Here is a 24357-nt window from a genome sequence, read left to right as displayed (position 1 = left end):
CTACTCGGCGCCCAGCTTGCAGGCGCTCTCCGCCGTCGCCTTGGTCACCCCGCTGCCCTCGGTCAGGCCGGTCACACACTCGTCCTGGGCGCCGGTCAGGGCGATGTAGCACGAGGCGCGGACGGATGCCGGGGCCTCGCCGCCCTTCAGCTCCCGCTCGACGTGGTTGATACAGGCCGAGACGTCCGCGGGGGCGGCCAGGGCGGCGGGAGCCGTCAGGGCCGCGCCGCCCAGGGCGAGGGTCAGACCGGTGAGGACACCTGCGATACGGGTCGACGTGCGCATGGGACGTACCTGCTCTCCGGGATCACCACGCGGCCCACACCGGAACCCGGACCTGCCCGGACCCGGATCAGCCCGGATCTGCCCGGATCCGGACCTGCCCGGACCTGAGCTGAGCTGCCTGGACCTGACCTGCCCCGGACCTGAGCTGCCCGGATCCGAACGTCCGGACCACGCGGGAACGGCGCCGAGCACGCGCGGCCGACGCACGGCCCCGGGCCCGGTCCCCGTACCGGACCGACTCGGCAGGACATCCCTCCCTCCTCCCGACGCTAGAACACCCCCGGCCCCCACGCACCCGCTGGGGGCGGCAGCTCCCGCCCGGCGCCGCCGCCCTCGATCCCCCTCCCCCACCCCGCCCCCGCCGGCGCCGCCGCCCCGCACCCACATGCCCCGGGCCCCCGGGCCCCAGCGCGGGCGTAGCCGACGCGGCCCCGGCCCGCCGGACCCCCGGCGGCCCCACCGGGGCCAGGCCCAGGCGGCGACAGCCTCCGCCTCGCGGGCGCGGCCCCGGATCCCCCGCTCCCGGTCGACACCAGACGACCCACGCCCGGACCCTGGAAGCCATACGCCATTAACCGGGCATTAATGCGCGGTCGCGAAGCTGACCGCATGCAGCCCCGACTCCGACTGACGGCCGACACTTCCGACGCGCCTGTCCTCCCGCGCGCGCGGAAGAATGGAGTCATGAGCCACAAGCCCAGCGCAGCCCCTTCCGAGGTCCCCGCCCAGCAGCCGGCGCACAAGTTCGCCTCGCCGTCCGCACCCAGCGCCGCCGATGTCTCCGCGGCCGCGGCCGCCCGCGCCGCCACCCCCGAGGCCGTGGCCGCCCGCGCCGCCACCGGCGCGCACGCCCGCCTGGGGTCCATAGCCGCCCACCGCCCGCACGTGGACCTGGAACCGGATCTCGACGCGGACCTGGACGCCTACGACGAGAAGGACACCGGTGAGCTGCCCCCGGGCCGCTTCCTCGACCGGGAGCGCAGCTGGCTCGCCTTCAACGAGCGCGTCCTGGAGCTCGCCGAGGACCCCGCCACGCCCCTCCTGGAGCGCGCGAACTTCCTGGCGATCTTCGCCAGCAACCTCGACGAGTTCTTCATGGTCCGCGTCGCCGGCCTCAAGCGCCGCATCGCGACCGGCGTCGCCACCCGTTCGGCCTCAGGCCTGCAGCCCCGTGAGGTCCTCGACCTCATCTGGACCCGCTCCCGCGAGCTCATGGCCCGCCACGCCGCCTGCTTCCAGCAGGACATCTCCCCGCAGCTCGCCGAGGAGGGCGTCCACCTCATCCGGTGGCCCGACCTCACGGAGAAGGAGCAGGCGCGCCTCTTCACCCTGTTCCGCAACCAGATCTTCCCGGTGCTCACCCCGCTGGCCGTGGACCCCGCGCACCCGTTCCCGTACATCTCCGGCCTGTCCCTGAACCTGGCCGTGGTCGTACGCAATCCCGTCAGCGGTCACCGCCACTTCGCCCGGGTCAAGGTGCCCCCGCTCCTCTCCCGCTTCCTGGAGGCCTCCCCGCAGCGCTACGTCCCGCTGGAGGACGTGATCGCCGCGCACCTGGAGGAGCTGTTCCCCGGCATGGAGGTGCTCGCGCACCACATGTTCCGCGTGACCCGCAACGAGGACCTCGAAGTGGAAGAGGACGACGCGGAGAACCTCCTCCAGGCCCTCGAGAAGGAACTGATGCGGCGCCGCTTCGGCCCGCCGGTGCGCCTGGAGGTCGAGGAGTCCATCGACCCCGGCGTCCTGGACCTGCTCGTGCAGGAGCTGAAGGTCAACCCGTCCGAGGTGTACCCGCTCCCCGGCCCCCTCGACCTCACCGCCCTCTTCGGGATCGCTTCCCTGGACCGCCCGGAGCTGAAGTTCAAGAAGTTCGTCGCCGGCACACACCGCGACCTCGCCGAGGTCGAGTCCGCGTCCGCGCCCGACATCTTCGCGGCGCTGCGCGAGCGCGACGTGCTGCTCCACCACCCGTACGACTCCTTCTCCACCTCCGTGCAGGCCTTCCTGGAGCAGGCGGCCGCCGACCCGGACGTCCTGGCGATCAAGCAGACGCTGTACCGGACCTCCGGCGACTCCCCGATCGTGGACGCCCTGATCGACGCCGCCGAATCCGGCAAGCAGGTCCTCGTACTCGTCGAGATCAAGGCACGCTTCGACGAGCAGGCCAACATCAAGTGGGCCCGCAAGCTCGAGGAATCCGGCTGCCACGTCGTCTACGGGCTCGTCGGCCTCAAGACCCACTGCAAGCTGTCGCTCGTCGTCCGCCAGGAGGGCGACACGCTGCGCCGCTACTCCCACGTCGGCACCGGCAACTACCACCCCAAGACGGCACGGCTCTACGAGGACCTCGGCCTGCTCACCGCCGACTCCCAGGTCGGAGCGGACCTCTCCGACCTCTTCAACCGGCTGTCGGGCTACTCGCGCCGCGAGACCTACCGCCGGCTGCTGGTGGCCCCGCGCTCGCTGCGCGACGGCCTGATCTCCCGGATCGACAAGGAGGCCGCCCACCACAAGGCGGGCCGCCCCGCGTACGTCCGCCTCAAGATGAACTCGATCGTCGACGAGGCGCTCATCGACTCCCTCTACCGGGCCTCGCAGGCGGGCGTGCCCATCGACATCTGGGTGCGCGGCATCTGCGCGATCCGCCCCGGTGTCCCCGGGCTCTCGGACAACATCCGGGTCCGCTCGATCCTCGGCCGCTTCCTGGAGCACTCCCGGGTCTTCGCCTTCGGCAACGGCGGCGAACCCGAGGTGTACATAGGCAGCGCCGACATGATGCACCGCAACCTCGACCGCCGTATCGAGGCACTGGTCAGGGTCGCCGACCCGGCCCACCGCGCGGCACTGGACCGGCTGCTGGAAACAGGCATGTCCGACCTCACCACCTCCTGGCACCTGGGCCCCGACGGCGAATGGACCCGGCACAGCACGGACAGCGAGGGCCAGCCGCTGCGGCACGTTCAGGAGATGCTCATTGACGCCCGGAGGCGCCGGCGTGGCTCAGCCAAATCATGACCTGACCGCGACGGCGGCAGGCACCGTGCTCGGTACGTACCTGCGTGCGCAGGCCACCGCATTCCTACGGGGCCTGCGCCTGCACGAGGAGGGCGCGGCGAGCGGCGGCGGCGAGGTCAGCGAGGCGGCGCGCAGCCTGCGGGGGGCTGCGCGCCGGATCTCCTGCTCCCTGTCCACGTTCAGGGCGGTGGCCGATTCCTCCTGGGCGGATTCGCTGCGCACCGAGCTGGTCTGGCTCTCGGCGACCCTGGCCGACGAGCACGCCTACGCGGCCCGGCTGTCACGGCTGATGGACGCCCTGCAGCGACTGTCGGGGAGCCCCGAGGTACCGGCGCCAAGGGGTACGGCGGGGTCGCTGACCGTGGGCTCGGCCCGCGCGGGCGCCCTGCTGGAGCGCCAGCTCACCCTGGCCCGCACCCGGGCCCACTCCGCGACCCTGCAGGCGCTCGGCTCCTCCCGCTTCCACGCGGTCGCGGACGCGGTGGCGGTTCTGGCCTCCGAGGTCCCGCTGGACCCGGTGGCGGCGGGCGGCCGGGTGGACGAGGTCCTGGTCCCCCTCGCCGAGGTGGCTCGTTCCCGCCTGTCCACGGCGGTGCACTCCCTCCCCGCCCCCTCGCCCTCGCACCCGTACGACGCGGACCACGACGGCTCGTGGAACGAGGTGCGCCGCCTGCTGCGCGTCCACCGCTACGCCCAGGAGGCCCTGGGCGGCGACGTGGCCCGCCTGACGGCCGCGGGCGAGGCCCTGACCCGCCACCGCGACGCCGCGGAAGCCGCCGCCGCCTCCGCCACGGCAGCCCGCACCCCCCGCATCGCCCCGGCGACGGCATACGCCCTGGGCGTCCTGCACGCGGACCAGCGCCACGAGGTCGAAGCCTCCCGCACCACCTTCCAGCACATCTGGCACCCGGCAGATTCCAGCCAATCCAGCCCCGCCGGCGTGTGAGGCGCGGGAGTCCGGGGGCCGGCCCCCGGAATCGGCGCCGCACGCACCACACCCCCAACGGTCACGCTGCGGTAACGGCGGGATAACGGGAGATGACGCCGGGTGCCGAACCCGCCGGTACACACCACCCCGTCCGCCACGGTTCACCATCCGTTCACTTAGCGCGGTCGGCGGCTTCACCTGATCTGCCTAACTTCGTAGGAGCAGGGAGCGAGTCGCCGCGAAGGCGGACGATTCACCCGCGCAACCGACGTAGTCCTCTTCGCACGCCGCCCCGATTCAGAAAGCGGCCGGCGGCTTCTGGAAGGAAACACCCGAAAGTGAAGCTTCAGCGCAAGAACATGCTTCGTGCCTCCGCCCTCGGGGCGCTCGTCGTGTCCGGCGCCCTGGTCCTCACGGCGTGCGGCTCGGACGACAACACCAAGACCGACGCCGGCGCCTCGGGCAAGCCTTCCGCCGCCGTGGGCGACATCAAGTGCGACGGCGCCAAGGGCAAGCTCCTCGCCTCGGGCTCCTCCGCGCAGAAGAACGCGGTCGACCTGTGGGTGAAGAACTACATGGCCGCCTGCCCCGGCGTCGAGGTGAACTACAAGTCCTCCTCCTCCGGTGAGGGCATCGTCGCGTTCAACCAGGGCACCGTCGGCTTCGCCGGCACGGACTCGGCGCTGAAGCCCGAGGCCGTCGAGGAGTCGAAGAAGATCTGCACCGGCGGTCAGGGCATCGACCTGCCGATGGTCGGCGGCCCCATCGCCATCGGCTTCAACGTCGCCGGCGTGGACAAGCTGACGCTGGACGCCCCCACCCTCGCCGCGATCTTCAACGACAAGATCAAGAAGTGGGACGACGAGGCGATCAAGAAGCTGAACCCCGGCGTCACGCTTCCCGCCACCGCGATCCAGGCGTTCCACCGCTCCGAGGACTCGGGCACCACCGAGAACCTCGGCAAGTACCTCAAGGCCGCCGCTCCCGAGGCCTGGACGTACGAGGCCGCGAAGAAGTGGCCGGCCCCGGGTGGCCAGGCCGCCTCCGGCTCCTCCGGCGTCGCCTCGCAGGTCAAGGCCGTTGACGGTGCGATCGGCTACTTCGAGCTCTCGTACGCCTCCTCGCAGAGCATCAAGACCGTGGACGTCGCCACCGGCGCCGCCGCTCCGGTCAAGGCCACCGGCGAGAACGCCTCCAAGGCCATCGCCGCCGCCAAGATCTCCGGCACCGGCGACGACCTGGCGCTGAAGCTCGACTACGCCACCAAGGCCGAGGGCGCCTACCCCATCGTCCTGGTGACCTACGAGGTCGTCTGCGACAAGGGCAACAAGGCCGAGACGCTCCCGACCGTGAAGTCCTTCCTGAACTACACCGCGTCCGACGCGGGCCAGAAGGTCCTGACCGAGAACGGCTACGCCCCGATCCCGGCCGAGATCAACGCCAAGGTTCGCGAAATCATCGCGAAGATCGCCTGATCCAGACCCCCGGGACCACCGGTCCGCTCTCCCCCGTCCGGGGGGCGGACCGGCCCCGGGACCCTCCCCTCCACCCAGGGGATCCGGTGCACCGCCGCCAGGGGGCTCGCCCCCGACCAGACCGGAAAGACCATGGCTTCCATCACACCCACCCAGATAGACACGGCTCCGCCTGTCTCCAAGAGCGGAAGGTCCACCGGCCGCGCCGGTGACAAGATCTTCGCGGGCCTCTCCAAGGGCTCCGGCATCCTGCTCCTGGTGATCATGGCGTCGATCGCCATCTTCCTCACCTACCGCGCCTCCATCGCGCTGGCCGACAACGAGGGCAACTTCCTCACCACGTTCGACTGGAACGCGTCGGCCAATCCCGCCGTCTTCGGCATCGCCGTCCTGCTCTTCGGCACCGTCGTCAGCTCGATCATCGCGATGGCCATCGCGGTTCCGATCGCTGTCGGCATCGCCCTGTTCATCTCGCACTACGCGCCGCGCAAGCTGGCCGCCCCCCTCGCCTACGTGGTCGACCTGCTGGCCGCCGTGCCGTCGATCATCTACGGCATCTGGGGCGCCCTCTTCCTCGTCCCGCAGCTCGCGGGGCTGAACCTGTGGCTCGACGAGTACATGGGCTGGACCTACGTCTTCGACAAGACCCAGGTCGGCGTCGCGCGCTCGCTCTTCACCGTCGGCATCCTGCTCGCGATCATGATCCTGCCGATCGTGACCAGCGTCAGCCGCGAGGTCTTCCTGCAGGTCCCGCGCATGAACGAGGAGGCCGCACTGGCCCTCGGCGCGACCCGCTGGGAAGTCATCCGCCTGTCGGTGCTGCCCTTCGGCCGCTCCGGAGTCATCTCCGCCTCGATGCTAGGCCTCGGCCGCGCGCTCGGCGAGACGATGGCCGTCGCGACCGTCCTCTCCCCGAGCTTCCTGATCTCCGGCCACATCCTGGACCCGGGCGGCGGCACGTTCGCGCAGAACATCGCCGCGAAGTTCGACGAGGCCAACGAGTTCGGCCGCGACGCCCTGATCGCCTCCGGCCTCGTGCTCTTCCTGCTCACCCTGCTGGTCAACGGCGCCGCCCGGCTGATCATCGCCCGTCGCAAGGACTTCTCGGGGGCGAACGCCTGATGAGCCACGCACTCCAAGACCAGCGCCCCTCCCGGGCCACCAAGTCCGCCGCTCCCGGCAGCCTGACGCAGGGCCACCTGCCCCGCTGGGCTCCGGCCGGCATCGCCGCCGTCTCGGTCGCCCTCGGCTCCGGCCTCGGCGCCCTCTTCGGCCTCGACAGCAAGATCCAGTGGGGCCTGCTGGCAGCCGTCCTGTTCGTGGTCATCACCTACACGGCCAGCTCGATCGTCGAGAACCGCCGCCAGGCCAAGGACCGGGTCGCGACCTCCGTCGTCTGGGTCTGCTTCGTCCTCGCCCTCGTCCCGCTGCTCTCGCTGCTGTGGACGACGATCAGCCGCGGCATGAAGGTCCTCGACGGGGACTTCCTCGGCCACTCGATGAACGGCGTGACCTCCTTCGAGCCCGGCGGCGGCGTGTACCACGCCCTCCTCGGCACCATCGAGCAGGTCGCCCTGGCCACCGCGATCTCGGCCCCCATCGGCCTGCTGACCGCCATCTACCTGGTCGAGTACGGCAAGGGCCCGCTCGCCAAGGCCGTCACCTTCTTCGTCGACGTCATGACCGGCATCCCCTCCATCGTCGCGGGTCTGTTCATCCTGACGACGTGGACCCTGATGCTCGGATTCGGCCCCTCCGGCTTCGCCGGATCCCTGGCCCTGTCGATCCTGATGATGCCCGTCGTGGTCCGCTCCACCGAAGAGATGCTCAAGCTCGTCCCGAACGAGCTGCGCGAGGCCGCCCTGGCCCTCGGTGTGCCGAAGTGGCGCGTGATCCTCAAGGTCGTGATCCCCACGGCCGTCGGCGGCATCGCCACCGGCGTGATGCTGGCCGTGGCCCGCATCGCGGGTGAGACCGCCCCGATCATGCTGCTGGTCTTCGGCACCCAGCTGATCAACAACAACCCCTTCGAAGGCGCCCAGTCCTCGCTCCCCCTGTACATCTGGGAGCAGTACAAGGTCGGCAGTGAAGCCTCCTACGACCGGGCCTGGGGCGCAGCCCTCGTCCTGATCGCCTTCGTCATGATCCTCAACCTGGTGGCTCGCGGCATCGCCCGCTGGAAGGCCCCCAAGACCGGTCGCTGACGCGACCACTGAAAGCGAAGTGACCACCATGGCGAAGCGAATCGACGTCAGCGGACTGTCCGCCTTCTACGGCACCCACAAGGCCATCGACGACATCTCGATGACCGTGGAGCCCCGCTCCGTGACGGCCTTCATCGGCCCCTCCGGCTGCGGCAAGTCCACCTTCCTGCGCACCCTGAACCGCATGCACGAGGTCACCCCCGGTGGCCGCGTCGAAGGCAAGGTGCTGCTGGACGACGAGAACCTGTACGGCCCCGGCGTGGACCCGGTCGCGGTCCGCCGCACGGTCGGCATGGTCTTCCAGCGCCCGAACCCCTTCCCCACCATGTCGATCTTCGACAACGTGGCGGCGGGCCTGCGCCTGAACGGCTCCTTCAAGAAGTCCGAACTGCAGGACATCGTCGAGAAGTCCCTCCAGGGCGCCAACCTCTGGAACGAGGTCAAGGACCGCCTGAACAAGCCCGGCTCCGGCCTCTCCGGCGGCCAGCAGCAGCGCCTGTGCATCGCCCGCGCCATCGCGGTCGAGCCCCAGGTCCTGCTCATGGACGAGCCCTGCTCGGCCCTCGACCCGATCTCCACCCTCGCCATCGAGGACCTGATCGGCGAGCTCAAGGAGCGCTTCACGATCGTCATCGTGACGCACAACATGCAGCAGGCGGCGCGCGTCTCCGACCGCACGGCCTTCTTCAACCTCTCCGCGGTGGGCCAGCCCGGCAAGCTGATCGAGCTCGACGACACGGACCGGATCTTCTCGAACCCGTCCGTGCAGGCGACCGAGGACTACATCTCGGGCCGCTTCGGCTAAACCGGGATGTGATTGAGCGTCCTGCGGTGCTGCATGGCGGTGCCACCGCAAGGCGAAAGAAAGAAAAAGGGCCGGTTCCCCCTGGGTGGGGGGAACCGGCCCGCTTCATTTCCCGGGCCCGGCCCGCCACCCCGCATCGTGATCTGGATCACAACAACCCTGCCCCCTGCTCGTCGGTCATACGTACGCCAGCGACACGTTGCGTACCGGGAACGGCCCTTGCGGCCGCACCGGAATCCGGGGGGATCTTTTGCGTAGTACCAAGTACCTGACGGCCGCCGCCTGCACCACGGCAGTGCTGGCCGTCACCGGCCTGTCCCCCGCCACGGCCGCGCCCACCGCCCCGACTGCCGCGGCGAAGCCCGTGACCAAGGACGCCGCCGACTTCAACGGCGACGGCTACGCCGACCTGGCCACCGGCGCCCCCAGCGCCACCGTCAACGGACTCAAGCGGGCCGGCCTCGTCTCCGTCGTCTACGGCTCCCCCACCGGCCTGCGCCACGACAAGCAGCAGCTGATCAGCCGCGCCACCCCCGGCATCCCCGGCGAACCGAACGCCTCCGAGGGCGGCTGGGGGCAGCGTGCCACCCACGGAGACCTGGACGCGGACGGCTACGACGACCTGCTGGTCGGCACCGGCGTGGGGGAGAACCTGGTCCTGTGGGGCGGCAAGACCGGCATCTCGGGGGGCACCACCCTCCCGAAGGGCGCCGGCACCATCCAGTCGCCCGCAACCAGCGGTTCGGGCGGCGGCATCGGGGACGTCAACGGCGACGGCAAGGACGACCTCGTCACGCACGCCCAGGCCTACAAGTCCCCCACCCCGTGGCCGGGCGTCCTCACCCAGTACGGCCCGCTCGACCGCGCCACCGGCAAGCCGGCCTCCGCCCGGTTCCGCGACACCCTGACCAAGGACGGGGTGATGGTCCACCACGTCTCGGTCGGTGACATGACCGGCGACGGCATCGCGGACATCGTGGGGTCGGGGATCAAGGGCAACGCCGAAGGCGCCAAGGCGGCAGCTGTCGTGCTGAAGGGAACCCGCACCGGTCCGGTCCCCGGCGGCACGCTCAACGAGATGCAGGGCGCCGAGTTCGGCGACGTCAACGGAGACGGGTACCGCGACCTGGTCAGCAGTTCCTGGGCCGCCGACCCCACCCGGAGCGGCGGGATCCACGTCACCTACGGCGGCCCCGACGGCGTCAGCATGACCCTGCCCGGTCGCCGCTACGACCAGAACACCCCCGGCGTCCCGGGCGTCAACGAGAAGGACGACCGCTTCGGAAGCGACTTCACCCTCGGCGATGTGGACCAGGACGGCTACGCGGACATCGTCGTCGGCGCCCCGTTCGAGTCGGGCTCCGGAGGCGGCTCCACCGGCGCGGGAGCGATCACCGTGCTGCGCGGCTCCAAGACCGGCGTCACCACCACCGGCGCCCAGTCCTTCACCCAGAACTCCACGGGCATCCCCAGCACCTCGGAGAAGACCGACCACTTCGGCCAGGCGGTCACCCTCCTCGACGCGAACAAGGACGGCAAGCCCGAGCTGTACGTCGGCGGCAACGGCGAGGACACCTGGGTCGGCCGGGTCTGGCAGCTGCAGACCGGCGCCACCGGCCTGACCGGCACCGGTGCCACGTCCTTCAACCTGGGCGGCGGCTACGGCAGCGCCCACTTCGGCGCCTGGTTCGGCAAGTAGGCGACACAACGCCTCCGGGCCGGCCCCTCCCGCCAAGGAGCCGGCCCGCACCTCACCACCCATCGGTTCCACGGGGGGACACCCAGCCCATGCGCACGCGCACGTTCCTCACCACAGCCGCCTGCATCGCCGCCGTCATCGGTCTCACCAGCCCGGCCCCCGTCACCGCGACCCCGCCCGCGTCCCCGTCCACGGCCCGTGACACCGCCGACTTCAACGGCGACGGCTACCCCGACCTCGCGATCGGCGCCCACACCGCCACCGTCGACGGCGTCAAGCGGGCCGGCGCCATCACGGTCGCCTACGGCTCGGCCACCGGCCTGAGGTACGACCAGCCGGCCATCAGCCAGGCCACCCCCGGCGTCCCCGACAGCCCGGTCGAGGACGGCAAGTGGCACGAGGTCGCGGCCCACGGCGACTTCGACGGCGACGGCTACGACGACCTGTACGTCCGCTGGACCGAGAAGAACCTGATCCTCTGGGGCTCCCCGAGCGGCATCACGGGCGCCTCCACCACCCTCCCCGCGGGCAACCACAAGGCCACCGACCCCACCCTCCTCGACGGCGCCTTCGGCAGCGGCGACGTCAACGGCGACGGCGTCGCGGACATCGTCATCCGCTCCCACGGCGGCCTCACCGTCGGCCTCGCCGTCCTGTACGGGCCGGTCGACCGCAGCACGGGCAGGCCCGCGTCCACCGCCTTCCGCGACATCGAGAAGGAAGACCGGCTGAACGGACCCCGAGCCCTGTTCGTCGCGGACGTCACCGGCGACGGGTTCGCCGACGTCATCGTCAGCGGCGACCGGGAGGACAAGCCCAAGAGCAAGGTCCTCAAGGGCAGTCGCACCGGCCTGGTCAAGGGCAGCGGCACGTTCAAGCAGTACGCGGGACACTCGACCGTCACCGGCTCCGCCTTCGGCGACCTCAACGGCGACGGGTACCTGGACCTGGCCGTCGGCCTCACCGCGACGCGCGGCGACGTCGAGCGGGATGCCGTCAGCGTGAACTACGGGGGCCCGAAGGGCCTCAACACCACCGCGCCCGCCCGGCTCCTCACCCAGTCCTCCATCGGCGTCCCGGGCATCGCCGAGCTGGGCGACCTCTGGGGCAGCACCCTGGCCATCACCGACACCGACGGCGACGGATGCGCGGACCTGCTGGTCGGTGCGCCGTACGAGACCGCCGGCGACGAGACCACCACCGCCCGGTCCGGCGCCCTCACCGTGCTGCGCGGCAGCAGGACCGGCATCACCACCGCCGGCGCGCAGACCCTCACCCAGAACACCGCGGGCGTCCCCAGCACATCCGACAGCAACGACCACTTCGGCTCCGCGCTCGCCGCGATCGACACCGACAAGAACGGCGAGACCGAGGTCTACGTCGGCGGCAACGGCGAGGACGTCTACGACGGCCGCGTCTGGAAGCTCCTCACCGTCCCCGGCGCCGGCCTCACCGGCACCGGCGCCACCAGCTTCGACCTGACCGCCTTCGGCGGCAGCTCCGGCGCCTCGAACTTCGGCTACCGCTTCGCCGGCTGACCCGGCAGCGCCCCCTACTCCCAAGGACCTTCACCATGCGCAAGCACACCCTGCTGACCGCCGTCGCGGGCGCGGCCACAGTCATCGCCGTCGCGGGAGCCGCCCCCGCCACGGCTGCCGCCCCCGCGGCACCCGCCTCGGCGCTCGCCGCCCCCGACACCGCCGACTTCAACGCCGACGGCTACCCCGACCTGGCCATCGGCGCCCACACCGCCACCGTCAACGGGCAGAGCAAGGCGGGGGCGTTGTCCGTGGTCTACGGCTCGGCCACCGGCTTGCGGTACGACAAGGCGTCCGTCATCAGCCAGGCCACCGACGGCGTCGCGGGCGACCCCGGCGTGAACGGCACATGGAGCCACGTCGGCGGCCACGGCGACTTCGACAAAGACGGCTACGACGACCTGCTGGTCTCCAGCCGCAGCCGCATAGAGATTCTCTGGGGCAGCGCGCAGGGCATCACGGGCGCCTCCGCCACCGTCCCGGACGGCAACCTGCCCACCGGACCGGACCGCCTCTACGCCGCCGTCTCCATCGGCGACGTCAACGGGGACGGCATCCCGGACATCCACTCGGTGAGCTGGGGCAGCGGCCGCCTCGGCCACGGCCTGGTCACCGAGTTCGGACCCTTCGACCGGACCACGGGCAAGCCGAAGTCGATCTTCCGCCGCGACACCGCCTCCCAGGACGGCCACGAGACCAGCTCCATCAAGGTCGGCGACATGACGGGCGACGGCATCGACGACATGCTGGTGGGCGGAGCCGACAAGAAGTGGGTGTACAAGGCCACTCTGTTCAAGGGCACGCGCCCGGGCGGCCTGGTCAAGGTCGGCCCCGCGCCCACCTTCGTGAACCCCAGGAACTACGAAGTCATCAAGCCCGGCGGCTTCGGCGACATCAACGGGGACGGCCACCAGGACTTCGTCAGCGGCGCCGGCGAGAAGGTGACCGTCATCTACGGCGGCCCGAACGGCATCAGCACCACCCTCCCCTCCCGCTCGTACAGCCAGAGCAGCACCGGCGTGCCCGGCGTCAGCGAGACCGGCGACCTCTTCGGCGAGGCGATCACCGTCGCCGACACCGACCAGGACGGCTACGCCGACGTCCTCATCGGCGCCCCCGGCGAAACCGGCACCGACCCGGCGACCACCGCCCGTTCCGGCGCCCTCACCATCCTGCGCGGCAGCAAGACCGGCATCACCACCACCGGCGCCAAGTCCTTCACCCAGAACTCGACGGGCATCCCCAGCACCTCCGAGCTCGACGACAAGTTCGCCACGACCATCCGCGTCCTGGACAGCGACAACAACGGCAAGCCCGAGGTCTACGTCGGCGGACACGGCGAGGACAACTTCACCGGCCGCGTCTGGAAGCTCGACACCGACATCACGGGCGTCATCGCCGCCGGCGCCACCAGCTTCAACTTCGCCGACCTCGGCGGCCCCAAGGGCGTCTCCTCCTTCGGCTTCCGCACCGTCGGCTGATTGAAAGGTTCCATCATGCGCAAGCAACGCTTTCTCGCCCTGCCCACCGCGGCCGCGGCGACCATCATCGGCGCCACCGCCCTGACCCCGGCCGTCGCCGCCCCGACGGCCGGCCAGGCCGCCACCCCCGCCTTCCACAACACCGCCGACTTCAACGGCGACGGCTACCCCGACCTAGCCGTCAGTGCCGACACCGCGGCAGTGGGCGAGGTCGACCGAGCCGGGATGATCTCCGTCCAGTACGGCTCCGCCACGGGCCTGCGGGACAAGGCCGCGCTGATCTCCCGGGACACCGCGGGCGTTCCCGGCGAGCCGGCCCGGGACCAGCCGTTCGGCCGGATCTCCGGCCAGGGCGACGTGGACCACGACGGATACACCGACCTGCTCGTGCGCGACACCCAAGGGCTCCTCATGCTGCGCGGCGGCAAGGACGGGCTCACCGGCCGCGACTCCGGCCAGATCAAGCACGGATCGCGGACCCCTGACGGGTCGTATCTGTCACCCGACAAGGCAGCGGTCGGCGATGTCACCGGTGACGGCGTCCCCGACATCCTCACGACCGCGAGTGAAAACGGGTTCGACCACAAGCTGGCCGTGTTCCAGGGCCCCTTCAACTTCGCCACCGACAAGCCGGCGGCGGTCCAGATCCGCCACGTCAACAAACTGGACGATCTCCGCGTCATGGCCCTCTTCGTCGCGGACATGACCGGAGACGGCATCGCGGACGTCGTCGCCACCGGCTTCTACGGGGGCGTGGTCTACAAGGGCGGACCGGCCGGTCTGACCCCCGTCGGCGTGGTCAAGGGACACAACACCGGCACGTTCGGCGACGTCAACGGCGACGGCTTCCAGGACTTCATCGGCGCCGAGGGCCTCTATATGGACAAGGAGGGCGGCCGGATCCACGTCACCTACGGCGGCCCCAAGATGGCCCGCGCCCTGTCCGACGTGCTCACCTACAACCAGGACAGCCCCGGCGTCCCGGGCGTCGCGGAGAAGGACGACCGCTGGGGCCAGGCGCTCACCGCCGGCGACACCGACGGCGACGGTTACGCCGACGTCGTCGTCGGCGCCCCCTGGGAGACCGGCACCGACGCGACCGCCACGCACCAGTCCGGCTCGATCACCCTGCTCCGCGGCAGCGCCTCGGGCATCACCGGCACCGGCTCCAAGGCGCTCACCCAGAACTCGGCCGGCATCCCCAGCACCTCCGAGCGCCTCGACCACTTCGGCGCGGCCACGACCCTGCTCGATGCGAACAAGGACGGCAAGCCCGAGCTCTACGTCAGCGGATACGGCGAGGACGCCTACAAGGGCCGGGTCTGGAAGCTGAAGACCGACGCCACCGGCGTCACCGGCACCGGTGCCACCAGCTACAGCCTGAGCGACCTCGGCGGACCGGCCGGCCGCACCCACTTCGGGTGGGGCTTCGGCAACGGCACGGCCGTCGTCTTCTGACGGCCGACCCGGCACCCGACACACCAGTGCGCCCCGCCGGATCAGCCGATCCGGCGGGGCGCACTGGTTCGCGTACGACGCGTGCGGTCACACGAAGGCGAGGTTGACCACCCAGAAGCTGAGCGCCGCGACCAGCGCCGCGGCCGGCATGGTGATGAACCAGCCCAGGATGATGTTCTTGGCGACTCCCCAGCGGACCGCGTTCACCCGCTTGGTCGCGCCCACACCCATGATCGCCGAGGTGATCACGTGGGTGGTGGAGATCGGCGCGTGGAAGAGGAACGCCGAGCCGAACATGATCGAGGCGCCGGTGGTCTCCGCCGCGAAGCCCTGCGGCGGGTCCAGCTCGATGATCTTGCGGCCGAGCGTGCGCATGATGCGCCAGCCGCCCGCGTACGTACCCAGCGAGAGCATCACGGCACAGGCGATCTTGACCCAGACCGGGATCGAGTCGCCCGCGTTCTGCACGTCGGCGATGACCAGGGCCATCATCACGATGCCCATGGTCTTCTGCGCGTCCTGCAGACCGTGGCCGAGCGCCATCCCGGCCGCCGAGACCGTCTGCGCGATGCGGAAGCCGCGCTTGGCCTTGTGCGGGTTGGCCCGGCGGAACATCCACATGATGGCGACCATCACCAGGTAGCCGACCACGAGGCCGACGACCGGCGAGATGAACATCGGGATGACGACCTTGTCGACCACACCCGACCAGAGCACCTCGGTGCCGCCCGCCAGCGCGGCGCCCACCATGCCGCCGAACAGGGCGTGCGAGGAGGACGAGGGCAGGCCGAAGTACCAGGTGATCAGGTTCCACACGATCGCGCCGACGAGCGCCGCGAAGAGGATCCACATGCCCCGGTTGCCGTGGGGCGTCTCGATCAGGCCCTCACTCACCGTCTTGGCGACCCCGCTGCCGAGGAAGGCACCGGCGAGGTTCATGACCGCGGCCATCGCGAGCGCGGCGCGCGGGGTCAGCGCACGGGTCGAGACCGAGGTCGCGATCGCGTTCGCGGAGTCGTGAAAACCATTCGTATACGTAAAGCCGAGCGCGACACCGATGGTCACGATCAGAGCGAAGGTGTCCACGAGGTTCAGGACTCCTTGACCGCGATGGTCTCCACCGTGTTCGCGACGTGCTCGAACGCGTCGGCCGCCTCTTCGAGCACGTCGACGATCTGCTTGAGCTTCAGCACCTCGATGGCGTCGTACTTGCCGTTGAAGAGCTGGGCGAGCAGCTTGCGGTGGATCTGGTCGGCCTGGTTCTCCAGACGGTTGACCTCGATCCAGTACTCGGTCAGGTTCTCCATCGTGCGCAGGTGGGGCATGGCCTCCGCGGTCAGCTCGGCCGCGCGCGCCAGCACCTCGATCTGCTGCTCGACACCCTTGGGGAGCTCCTCCACGTTGTAGAGGACGACCAGGTCGACCGCCTCTTCCATGAAGTCCATGATGTCGTCGAGGCAGGACGCCAGGTTGTAGATGTCCTCGCGGTCGAACGGCGTGATGAAGGAGGAGTTGAGCTGGTGGAAGATCGCGTGGGTGGCGTCGTCTCCCGCGTGCTCCGCTGCCCGCATCCGCTCCGCGATCTCGGCCCGGGCGGACATGTCCGCTCCGAGCAGTTCCATCAGGAGCTTCGAGCCCGTGACGATGTTGTCCGCGGATGCGGCGAACATGTCGTAGAAGCTCGTCTCCCTGGGGGTCAGACGAAATCGCACGTGAGGTCCTCGGGGTGCATTGGATTCGGTCAGGCTGATGCTAGGCGCATCCCCCGGCCACGGCTAACCGGCAGTTCCCCAGTGTCCTCCATCAGGCAGAGTGAGGACACCGGGCCCCTGCCCCTGCGGCCGAGGGCCGGTACCCTATACCCATGAGGGGTATAGGTCCCCCATGCCGGACCACGGGAGGACGCATGACTGCCATCCAGGCGGAGGGCTCCGGAGCCACCACGGACACGGGCGCGGCCACGGACACGGGCGCCGGCGCGGTGCACGGCTACCACCACCAGAAGGACGAGCACCTCAAGCGCCTGCGCCGGATCGAGGGCCAGATCCGCGGGCTCCAGCGCCTCGTGGACGAGGACGTCTACTGCATCGACATACTCACCCAGGTCTCGGCGAGCACGAAGGCGCTCCAGTCCTTCGCGCTCCAGCTGCTGGAGGAGCACCTGCGGCACTGCGTCGCCGACGCGGCCGTCAAGGGCGGGGGAGAGATCGACGCCAAGGTCGAGGAAGCGACGAAGGCGATCGCCCGGCTGCTGCGCACCTGACCGGGGACGCGGGTCAGCCGGACCAGACGCCCATCAGCACCTCGTCGATCCGGTCCTGGCTGAGTCTCTCCTCGGCCACGGCCGACGCCGCGATGATCAGCTCCCCGCACAGTTCGATCTCGGCCAGAGCCACGAGGTCCTGCACCGTCGAACCGCCTGCGGGAGTCACGCGTGTCACCTCAATCTGCCGTCGTCCGGTCGCCGACGCTCGGCTTCTCAGCGTAGGGAGCGCGCGGCGCGGCGCACATGACACGGATGGACCATTTCCGGCCCCCCCACACTGGACCGATGGCCGGTCATGGCCCGATCGCGCCGCCCCCGAGCACGCCGCCCCCGGCGGCTCCGGCCGGCTAATCGGCGATCTTCCCGGCGTAGATGTCTCCCTCGGCCGGCAATACGACGGTGACCGGGGTCCCGAAGCCGTACAGCAGCGTGGTGGAGGACACGTCGATCACGCCGTTGTTGACGTACGTGAAGCGGTGGCGGACCTTCCGCAGCAGGCCCTCGGCGTCGAGGTAGGCGTCGAAGGGCACCGCACCCTTGCTGAACCCTTTCGCCGCCGCCTCCAGCGCACCCTTCACCGCCGGTGAGGCCTGCGCCGCGGCCCGCGCGATGTCGGTCGTACCCCGGAAGTGCCGCACCTTGGTCCCGGCCACCTCGGTCTCGCCCACGTAACTCACCTCCCGCGCCCCGCGCAGCAGCTCCGCGGCGGCCATCGGGTCGGTGGCCCCGCCGGTGACGAGGTTCCCGTCGGCGAGGGCCGTCGTGTCGATCCGGACCCACTTGTCGTCGGGGACGCCCGCGCCCCGGTTCTTCATGTAGAGCGCGCCCGGTACGAGCAGCTCGGTGATGGGCCGGTGTTCCGCCTTGCCCTTGGCGTCGTCGGGGAGCATGACCAGCAGCTGCCCCATCCGGTTCTTGAAGTCGACCCCGCCCTCGCCCCGGATCGTGACCCGCGTGCCGCCCGTCGCCATCTCCATGGCCGTACGGGCCTGCGCGCTCCCGGTCGCCAGGAGCGCGTCGGCGGCCCCGCGGACCGTCGCCGCCGGGTCCTCCGCGGGCCGGGCGTCGTCGCCCGCGACGGCGTCGCCACCGCATCCGCTCAACGCCGCCACCGTCAGGGCCAGGCCGACCGCGACCGCAGCCCGACCCGCGCGTCCCGGCCTCCGCCTGTGCTGGTGCACCACCATCGCCTGCCAACCCCCAACGCGTGACCGCTGTTTGCCCGAGGCCCCCACCCGCTCCGCTTAACGAGGTCCCCGGCCTCCCGTCACGGCCACGGGCTCCTCGCACCGGGGCAGTGCCCCACCCGCCACGGGCCCGGTACCTTGGTGGAGTGGAACCGCACACCGAAGCGACTCTCGTCCCTCCGCTTGCCGCAGTGCCGCTGCCCCGCAACCCCGGTCCCGGCACTGACCCGACGCCGACACCGACACCGCCCACCGATCACGCCACCAGCACCTCGGACCGCGGCTCGTTCAGCCTCGCCGTCTGTACCTGCGGCTGGCGCGGCCCGGCCCGCCGCTCCCGCGACCTGGCCCGCAAGGACGCCTCGGGCCACGCCCCGGAGTAGCCCGGAACTCCCCGCCCGACCTCCCGGTTCGCCCGATCGGACGGCCCGGCTGGCCGACGCGCCCGGGAGCGGTTGCCCTTGACTCATGCCCGGACCCGCGCCCCGACTCGCCGCCCTCACCTGGGCACTGCTGATCGCGTTCGCCCCCGCCGCGCCGGCCCGGGCCAGCCCCGTGGGCACGGCGGACGGGCCCGGCGACGTCGCCCTGGCCATCGGGGTCACCACCACCGCGGCCGCCGCGACCGGCCTGTGGCTGCGTTCCCGCTACCGGCGCTCCGACGCGGAGGCGGATGCGGAGGCCGCGGACCCCGGCGGCGATCCGTGAGCCCGCCCCCGCGCTCCCGTCCGGCCGCGGTCCGCGTCTGCTTCGGGGCCGCGGCGCTGTGCCTGCTGGCGGCCGTGGTGCTGAGCGTCTGGGACTCGTACCGCATCGGCTGACACCCCGGGCACCGCCCGGAGCCGCACGTCGGACGGGTGAGCACCACCCGGAGCCGCGCAGCGTCAGGCGGCGAGGTCGCTCTCGTGCCCGCGCCCCGGCGGCGGCGTCGCCGCGAGGTCCACCGGCCGGGCCACCACGCGGTCGCGCGACCGGACCAGTACGCCGAGCCGCGGGGACCGGGCGACCGCCCGTACCGCCGGGGTCAGCAGCGCCATCGCGAGCGGCGCGAGCAGCAGCACCACCGCGGTGCCCAGGGCGAGCCCGCCGATGACGTCGGTCGGATAGTGCAGGCCCATGTAGACCCGCGTGAACCCCTCCAGCAGGGCCAGCCCGATCCCGATGAAGCCGAGCCCGCGGTGGGCCACGAACAGGCCGACGCCGAGCGCCATCGCGAGCGTGGTGTGGTCGCTGACGAAGGAGAAGGCGCTGTCGCCGATCCCGGCGCCGGGGTCCAGCACCTCGACCCCGCCGTGCTGCGCGTCCGGCCGTGCCCGGCCCACGAACTCCCGCAGCGGAACGTTCAGGAGCAGCGCGGCCCCGGCGGCGAGCGGGGCCCACACGAGCGCCGCGAAGGACTCGACGGCGGCGGACTCGTCCTGCCGGCGCGCTCCGCGCCAGCACCACAGCACCAGGAGGACGAGGGCCAGCAGGATCCCGTACTCGCCGAGGACCGCGACCGTCCGGTCGAGCCAGTCCGGGGCGTGCCGAGCCAGTCCGTTGATCTCGTACAGCAGGCTTACATCCACGTTCGGCCCACCTGTTGTGAGTCCAGCCATGGTGATGCGGCCCCTTGCCCTTGCCTTGGTACCCGTACGGCCGCACTCCGATGTGCGGCCCTTGGCCCCCCGGTGATCAATCCGGTACTTCCGCTCGACTGCCCCCGGTGACCATGGAACGCCCGTTCTGACGGTTGCGTTCCACTCTCCACTGAATGATCACCCCAACGTTATCGAAGAGTGACTCATCGTCGCAGCTCAGGGCCTTCGCTTCACGCTGTGTTGCCAACGCCCTCGCGCCGGGGCAGCGCCTCCGCACCGTCCTTCGTCACGCGCGTCGCGCCGAAGTAGTCGGGCGTGTCGATCTTGTCGAAGCGGATCACGGCTCCGGTGAACGGGGCGTTGATCATGTACCCGCCGCCCACGTAGAGCCCGACGTGCCGGATCTCCCGGGAGTTCGTCAGATCGTCGGAGAAGAAGACCAGGTCACCCGGCAGCAGTTCCGCGCGCGAGGGATGCGGACCGGCGTTGTACTGGTCGTTCGCCACGCGCGGCAGGTCGATCCCCACCGACTCGTACGCGGCCTTGGTCAGCCCCGAGCAGTCGAACCGCCCGCCCTGCTCGGGCGTCCCGTTCCCGCCCCACAGGTACGGGGTCCCCAGCTGCTTCTGCGCGAAGTAGATCGCCCCGGCGGCCTGCTGCGAGGGCGCCACCCGTCCGATGGGCGCCTCGAAGCTCTTGGAGAGGTTCGTGATCGTCTTCACGTACCCCTGGGTCTCCCGGTACGGCGGGACGCCCCCGTACTGCTTCACCGCGCCGGGACCCGCGTTGTAGGCGGCCAGCATGTTCTTCACCGGGTCCCCGGGCACCTTGGACACGTACCGCGCCAGCTCGCAGTCGTACGAAGCCGCCGACGGGATCGCGTCGTTCGGGTCCCAGATGTCACGGTCCCCGTCGCCGTCCCCGTCGATGCCGTGCGTCGCCCACGTCCCCGGGATGAACTGCGCGATGCCCCGCGCGTCGGCCGGGCTCACCGCGCCCGGGTTCCAGCCGCTCTCCGAGTAGAGCTGGGCGGCGAGCAGCGCGGGGCTGAGCGTCGGGCAGAGGTTGCCCCACTTCTGCACGAGGGACTGGTACTTCCCCGGCACGGCACCCTTCGCGAGCCCGCCGGCCCGCCCGCCCGCGCCGGTCGCGATGCCCGCGGCCGCCGAGTACGTACCGACCACGAGCAGGGCGAGAAAGCACAGGCACGCCCCGAAGCTGATTCCACCGACCACCCAGAGTCTGCGCACCCGCCAACCTTCCCCCATCGAACGGCTTTTCCCGGGGCTCCCGCCACCCCGTGTCGAATCATCCCGCCGGGGGACCCGCACAGGAACCGCCCCACCCGGGGCACTTGGAGCACAGATCGCGGCGGACGAGTGAACTCATAGGACGATACGAAGTATTTGTGCTCCTGGGTCCTACCCCCTCGGCGCAACGAACAGGCTCTGCGCGCTCCGCCCGATCGGCCCCTTCTCGTCGTGCAGCCGCGCGTCCGCCAGCCCGATGCCCGCCGCGTCCACGCTCGTACGGGCCTCCACGCACACCCATTCACCGGCCGGATGGCGGTGCAGGTGCACGGTGAGGTCGCCGTTGACGAAGAGGTACCGCCCGAAGTCCACGACGGAGCTGATGCCGTTGCCCGAATCCGCCGCGACCAGGACCCGGTCCAGCGGCCGCGGCTCCTCCCCGGCGACGAGCGGCACCCGCATCCGCATCCAGCAGGTCCCGGGACCGAGTTCGACGAACGCGCCCCGCGTGAACCGGGTCTCCATCGCCGAGTGGTAGCCCTGCTCCCACGGCACCGGGAAGAACGGCGTGGGCCCCACCTCCCCGGGCGGCGGCAGCTCCGGCCCCGGCACGACGGACGGTACGGACTCCCCCGCCACCCGGATCCGCAGCGCCCGCGCCAGCATCACGGGCGCGGCCCCGGCGGGGGCGAGCGCGGCCTCCACCACCTCGGTACCGCGGCCGGCCCGCAGCACGCTGGTCGTCAGCTCCAACGGCCCGATCGGCACCGGCCGAAGGATCTCGTACGTGATCCGGGCGATCCGCATGTCGCCCCGCCCGCCCGGCCGCTCCTCGATCGCCCGCCCGAGCAGCGCGGCCGGCGGTCCGGCGTGCTGCGAGCCCGGATCCCACGGACCGCGCGTGTAACCGCTCGCCAGGAACCGCCCCTCGTCGACCCGCTCGTAGAACGCGTCGACCTGACTGACCTCACTGACATCGCTGACACCACTCTCGGCACCCATGGCCGCCACGCTACCGAGTGGTAACCGGCGACCGCCAGCCCCGCCCCTCCCCCCCGGGGGAGGACTCAGCGGGCGAAGCCCAGCCCCACCCCGAGCCCCACCAGGACCGAGCCGATGGCCCGGTTCAGCGTCTTCTGCGCCTTCAGCATCCGGTCGCGCAGCCGGGAGTTGGAGAAGAACAGCGCGACCGCCCCGAACCACCCCAGGTGCGCCGCGGACATGAACAGCCCGTACCCGGCCTGCTGCCACACCGGAGTCCCCGGCCCGACCACCTGTGTGAAGGTGGACACGACGAACAGCGTGGTCTTCGGGTTGAGCACATTGGTCAGGAACCCGCTCCGGAGCGCCCCGAGCGGCGTCAGCCCGCCCTTCTCCTCCAGGTCCACGGCCACCTCGGCGCGCGCCCGGAAGGTCCGTATCCCGATCCACACCAGGTACGCGGCGCCCGCGAGCTTGATCACCGTGAACAGTTCGGCGGAGGAGGCGATCAGCAGACCGACCCCGAGCATCGTGTAGGAGACGTGGACCAGCACCCCGGCCGCGACCCCGGCGGCCGCGAACAGCCCGGTGGGCCGCCCGTAGAGGTAGCTGTTGCGGACGACCATGGCGAAATCCGCGCCGGGACTGATGACGGCGAGGAAGGTGATGACGGCTACTGCGATCACTTCGGTCATACGGCGATGCTCCCCGGACCCGCCCGCGACGATCAAGGGCTTTCCGCATCCCGGCCACCCCACGAGAGCCCAACTCCCCCACGGGGAGACAATGAGGACGTGCCCAAGCCTCCTCCCGCCCGCCCCACCAGCCCTGCCGCCCCCGCTCCACTCCCCCTCCTCCAAGCGGACTGCGCCAACTGCTTCGCCCTCTGCTGCGTAGCCCTGCCCTTCTCGAAGTCCACCGACTTCGCCGTGAACAAGTCCGCCGGCACCCCCTGCAAGAACCTCCGGCAGGACTTCCGCTGCGGCATCCACACCGGCCTGCGCGACCAGGGCTTCCAGGGCTGCACCGTCTTCGACTGCTTCGGCGCCGGCCAGCAGGTCTCCCAGGTCACCTTCGGCGGCCGCGACTGGCGCTCCCACCCCGCCACCGCCGGCCCGATGTTCACGGTCTTCCCGGTGATGCGGAGCCTGCACGAGCTGCTCTTCTACCTCACCGAGGCCCTCACCCTGCCCGCCGCCCGCCCGCTCCACCCACAGCTGCGCACCGCCCTGGCCGACACCACCCGCTGGACCGGGTCCACCCCGCAGGCCCTCGCGGAGTTCGACATCACCCCGCTGCGCCAGGAGGTGAACACCCTGCTCCTGAAGACCAGCGAGCTCGTACGGGCCAAGGTGGCGGGCCGCAAGAAGAACCACCGCGGCGCCGACCTGATGGGCGCCCGCCTCGCCGGCGCCGACCTGCGCGGCGCGAACCTCCGCGGCGCCTACCTGATCGCAGCCGACCTCAGCGGCGCCGACCTGCGCACGGCCGACCTGATCGGCGCGGACTTCCGCGACGCCGACCTGCGCGACGCCGACTTGCGCGGAGCCCTCTTCCTCACGCAGCCCCAGCTGAACGCGGCCCGGGGCAACCCCGCGACCCGCATCCCGCCCTCCCTGACCCGCCCCGCGCACTGGCTCCCGTAGGACGGCTCCGGGACCGAACCCACCCACTGGCGGCGCACACCCGACACGCGTGCGCCCCCGGCGCATCCACACACCCCTCCAGGGCCGTCACCATGCGCACCCGACCCCCTACGGTGAGCCACACATCCGGAAGACGATCGTCACCTGCCGGCTCACTGGAGGCTCCCCCACCATGCGACGACCGACCACGACCCTCGGCACGCTCGGCACCCTCGCCGCCGCCACCACCCTCGTCCTCGGCCTCGGCGGCTCCGCGCACGCATCCTCGGGCGAACTGGTCATCAACGGCCGGGCGATCCACGAACCGTCCGGCTGCATCCTGCACGACGGCCCCGCCGCGGTCACGAACCACACCGACCGCCCGACCTTCATCACCAGCGGCCGCTGGTGCACCGGGGCGGTCATCGGCGTCATCCACTCCGGCGAAACCCGCTTCGCCCCGTTCGCCTCGAACATCTTCGTCCCGTAGCCCGGACACCCCGCGGGTGGGGGGGGCGGGTCGTTTTCCCGGGGGGGTACCAGAGGGGGGGGGGGGACCAACCCCCGTGTCCGCTCCCCC

The 24357-nt window shown here is 71.2% G+C and carries 24 protein-coding genes; 15 read left to right on the top strand and 9 right to left on the bottom strand.

What is annotated here, in order from left to right; all coding sequences use genetic code 11:
- Positions 1 to 285: a hypothetical protein gene (locus tag ACFWBW_RS12750; RefSeq protein ID WP_385371123.1), complete on the bottom strand. Its 285-nt coding sequence runs from the start codon at positions 283 to 285 to the stop codon at positions 1 to 3.
- Between the two features lie 684 nt (positions 286 to 969).
- On the opposite strand from ACFWBW_RS12750, the gene ACFWBW_RS12745 reads away from it, so the two are divergent.
- From ACFWBW_RS12745 to ACFWBW_RS12700, 10 genes are all read left to right on the top strand, one after another.
- The gene (locus ACFWBW_RS12745) at positions 970 to 3300 is read left to right on the top strand and encodes an RNA degradosome polyphosphate kinase (protein ID WP_385371120.1); all 2331 of its coding nucleotides are present in this window, start codon (positions 970 to 972) and stop codon (positions 3298 to 3300) included.
- Positions 3281 to 4246: a CHAD domain-containing protein gene (locus ACFWBW_RS12740; RefSeq protein ID WP_385371119.1), complete on the top strand. Its 966-nt coding sequence runs from the start codon at positions 3281 to 3283 to the stop codon at positions 4244 to 4246. The genes ACFWBW_RS12745 and ACFWBW_RS12740 overlap by 20 nt, the downstream gene beginning before the upstream one ends.
- 320 nt (positions 4247 to 4566) lie before the next feature.
- Positions 4567 to 5703, top strand: a complete 1137-nt coding sequence (gene pstS / locus ACFWBW_RS12735) for a phosphate ABC transporter substrate-binding protein PstS (RefSeq protein ID WP_385371116.1) — start codon at positions 4567 to 4569, stop codon at positions 5701 to 5703.
- Positions 5704 to 5835: 132 nt separating this feature from the next.
- A complete protein-coding gene (pstC, locus tag ACFWBW_RS12730; protein ID WP_385371113.1) occupies positions 5836 to 6825 on the top strand; it encodes a phosphate ABC transporter permease subunit PstC in 990 nt (329 codons plus the stop codon).
- Positions 6825 to 7907: a phosphate ABC transporter permease PstA gene (pstA, locus tag ACFWBW_RS12725; protein ID WP_385371112.1), complete on the top strand. Its 1083-nt coding sequence runs from the start codon at positions 6825 to 6827 to the stop codon at positions 7905 to 7907. Before pstC ends, pstA begins: the two co-directional genes overlap by 1 nt.
- Before the next feature lie 28 nt (positions 7908 to 7935).
- Positions 7936 to 8712: a phosphate ABC transporter ATP-binding protein PstB gene (gene pstB, locus ACFWBW_RS12720; RefSeq protein ID WP_385371109.1), complete on the top strand. Its 777-nt coding sequence runs from the start codon at positions 7936 to 7938 to the stop codon at positions 8710 to 8712.
- A 250-nt stretch (positions 8713 to 8962) separates the two neighbouring features.
- Positions 8963 to 10411 (top strand): integrin alpha pat-2, encoded by a 1449-nt coding sequence (locus tag ACFWBW_RS12715; protein WP_385371107.1) that lies wholly within the window; start codon positions 8963 to 8965, stop codon positions 10409 to 10411.
- A gap of 89 nt (positions 10412 to 10500) precedes the next feature.
- Positions 10501 to 11949, top strand: coding sequence for an FG-GAP-like repeat-containing protein (locus ACFWBW_RS12710; protein WP_385371104.1), 1449 nt, complete (start codon positions 10501 to 10503; stop codon positions 11947 to 11949).
- A gap of 35 nt (positions 11950 to 11984) precedes the next feature.
- Positions 11985 to 13430 carry an FG-GAP-like repeat-containing protein gene (locus ACFWBW_RS12705; protein WP_385371102.1) on the top strand — a complete coding sequence of 482 codons (1446 nt, stop codon included), beginning with the start codon at positions 11985 to 11987 and terminating at the stop codon, positions 13428 to 13430.
- Positions 13431 to 13445: 15 nt separating this feature from the next.
- Positions 13446 to 14888 (top strand): FG-GAP and VCBS repeat-containing protein, encoded by a 1443-nt coding sequence (locus ACFWBW_RS12700; protein ID WP_385371100.1) that lies wholly within the window; start codon positions 13446 to 13448, stop codon positions 14886 to 14888.
- An 87-nt stretch (positions 14889 to 14975) separates the two neighbouring features.
- Here the strand turns inward: ACFWBW_RS12700 and ACFWBW_RS12695 are convergent, their stop codons facing one another.
- Together ACFWBW_RS12695 and ACFWBW_RS12690 are read right to left on the bottom strand one after the other, a co-directional pair.
- Complete coding sequence (locus ACFWBW_RS12695; protein WP_250744618.1) at positions 14976 to 15974, bottom strand: inorganic phosphate transporter; 999 nt, start codon at positions 15972 to 15974, stop codon at positions 14976 to 14978.
- A 5-nt stretch (positions 15975 to 15979) separates the two neighbouring features.
- On the bottom strand, positions 15980 to 16600 hold the full coding sequence (locus ACFWBW_RS12690) for a DUF47 family protein (protein ID WP_355409568.1): 621 nt from the start codon (positions 16598 to 16600) through the stop codon (positions 15980 to 15982).
- A gap of 194 nt (positions 16601 to 16794) precedes the next feature.
- Here ACFWBW_RS12690 and ACFWBW_RS12685 point away from each other — a divergent pair, with 194 nt between their 5' ends.
- Complete coding sequence (locus tag ACFWBW_RS12685) at positions 16795 to 17151, top strand: metal-sensitive transcriptional regulator (protein ID WP_385371095.1); 357 nt, start codon at positions 16795 to 16797, stop codon at positions 17149 to 17151.
- A gap of 13 nt (positions 17152 to 17164) precedes the next feature.
- On the opposite strand, the gene ACFWBW_RS12680 is transcribed toward ACFWBW_RS12685, so the two are convergent.
- Positions 17165 to 17320, bottom strand: coding sequence for a hypothetical protein (locus ACFWBW_RS12680; RefSeq protein ID WP_250744641.1), 156 nt, complete (start codon positions 17318 to 17320; stop codon positions 17165 to 17167).
- Between the two features lie 181 nt (positions 17321 to 17501).
- On the bottom strand, positions 17502 to 18341 hold the full coding sequence (locus ACFWBW_RS12675) for a hypothetical protein (RefSeq protein WP_385371092.1): 840 nt from the start codon (positions 18339 to 18341) through the stop codon (positions 17502 to 17504).
- Between the two features lie 146 nt (positions 18342 to 18487).
- Between ACFWBW_RS12675 and ACFWBW_RS12670 the strand changes: the two genes are divergently transcribed.
- Positions 18488 to 18724, top strand: coding sequence for a hypothetical protein (locus ACFWBW_RS12670; RefSeq protein WP_385371089.1), 237 nt, complete (start codon positions 18488 to 18490; stop codon positions 18722 to 18724).
- Between the two features lie 85 nt (positions 18725 to 18809).
- A complete protein-coding gene (locus ACFWBW_RS12665; RefSeq protein ID WP_385371087.1) occupies positions 18810 to 19049 on the top strand; it encodes a hypothetical protein in 240 nt (79 codons plus the stop codon).
- A 176-nt stretch (positions 19050 to 19225) separates the two neighbouring features.
- Here the strand turns inward: ACFWBW_RS12665 and ACFWBW_RS12660 are convergent, their stop codons facing one another.
- The 4 genes from ACFWBW_RS12660 to ACFWBW_RS12645 form a co-directional block, all read right to left on the bottom strand.
- The gene (locus ACFWBW_RS12660; RefSeq protein ID WP_385371084.1) at positions 19226 to 19939 is read right to left on the bottom strand and encodes a phosphatase PAP2 family protein; all 714 of its coding nucleotides are present in this window, start codon (positions 19937 to 19939) and stop codon (positions 19226 to 19228) included.
- Positions 19940 to 20151: 212 nt separating this feature from the next.
- Positions 20152 to 21171, bottom strand: coding sequence for an NlpC/P60 family protein (locus ACFWBW_RS12655; RefSeq protein WP_385371081.1), 1020 nt, complete (start codon positions 21169 to 21171; stop codon positions 20152 to 20154).
- A gap of 171 nt (positions 21172 to 21342) precedes the next feature.
- Complete coding sequence (locus ACFWBW_RS12650) at positions 21343 to 22173, bottom strand: thioesterase family protein (protein ID WP_385371079.1); 831 nt, start codon at positions 22171 to 22173, stop codon at positions 21343 to 21345.
- A gap of 65 nt (positions 22174 to 22238) precedes the next feature.
- Entirely contained in the window at positions 22239 to 22847 is a 609-nt protein-coding gene (locus ACFWBW_RS12645; RefSeq protein ID WP_385371076.1) for a LysE family translocator, read from the bottom strand.
- Positions 22848 to 22946: 99 nt separating this feature from the next.
- On the opposite strand from ACFWBW_RS12645, the gene ACFWBW_RS12640 reads away from it, so the two are divergent.
- Positions 22947 to 23798 (top strand): pentapeptide repeat-containing protein, encoded by an 852-nt coding sequence (locus ACFWBW_RS12640; protein ID WP_385371074.1) that lies wholly within the window; start codon positions 22947 to 22949, stop codon positions 23796 to 23798.
- 172 nt (positions 23799 to 23970) lie between these two features.
- Complete coding sequence (locus ACFWBW_RS12635; RefSeq protein WP_385371071.1) at positions 23971 to 24267, top strand: hypothetical protein; 297 nt, start codon at positions 23971 to 23973, stop codon at positions 24265 to 24267.
- The last annotated feature ends 90 nt before the right edge of the window (positions 24268 to 24357 follow it).

It is taken from the genome of Streptomyces sp. NPDC059957, assembly GCF_042730015.1.
Taxonomy (GTDB): Bacteria; Actinomycetota; Actinomycetes; order Streptomycetales; family Streptomycetaceae; genus Streptomyces.
This window is presented reverse-complemented; position numbering and strand designations above follow the sequence as displayed.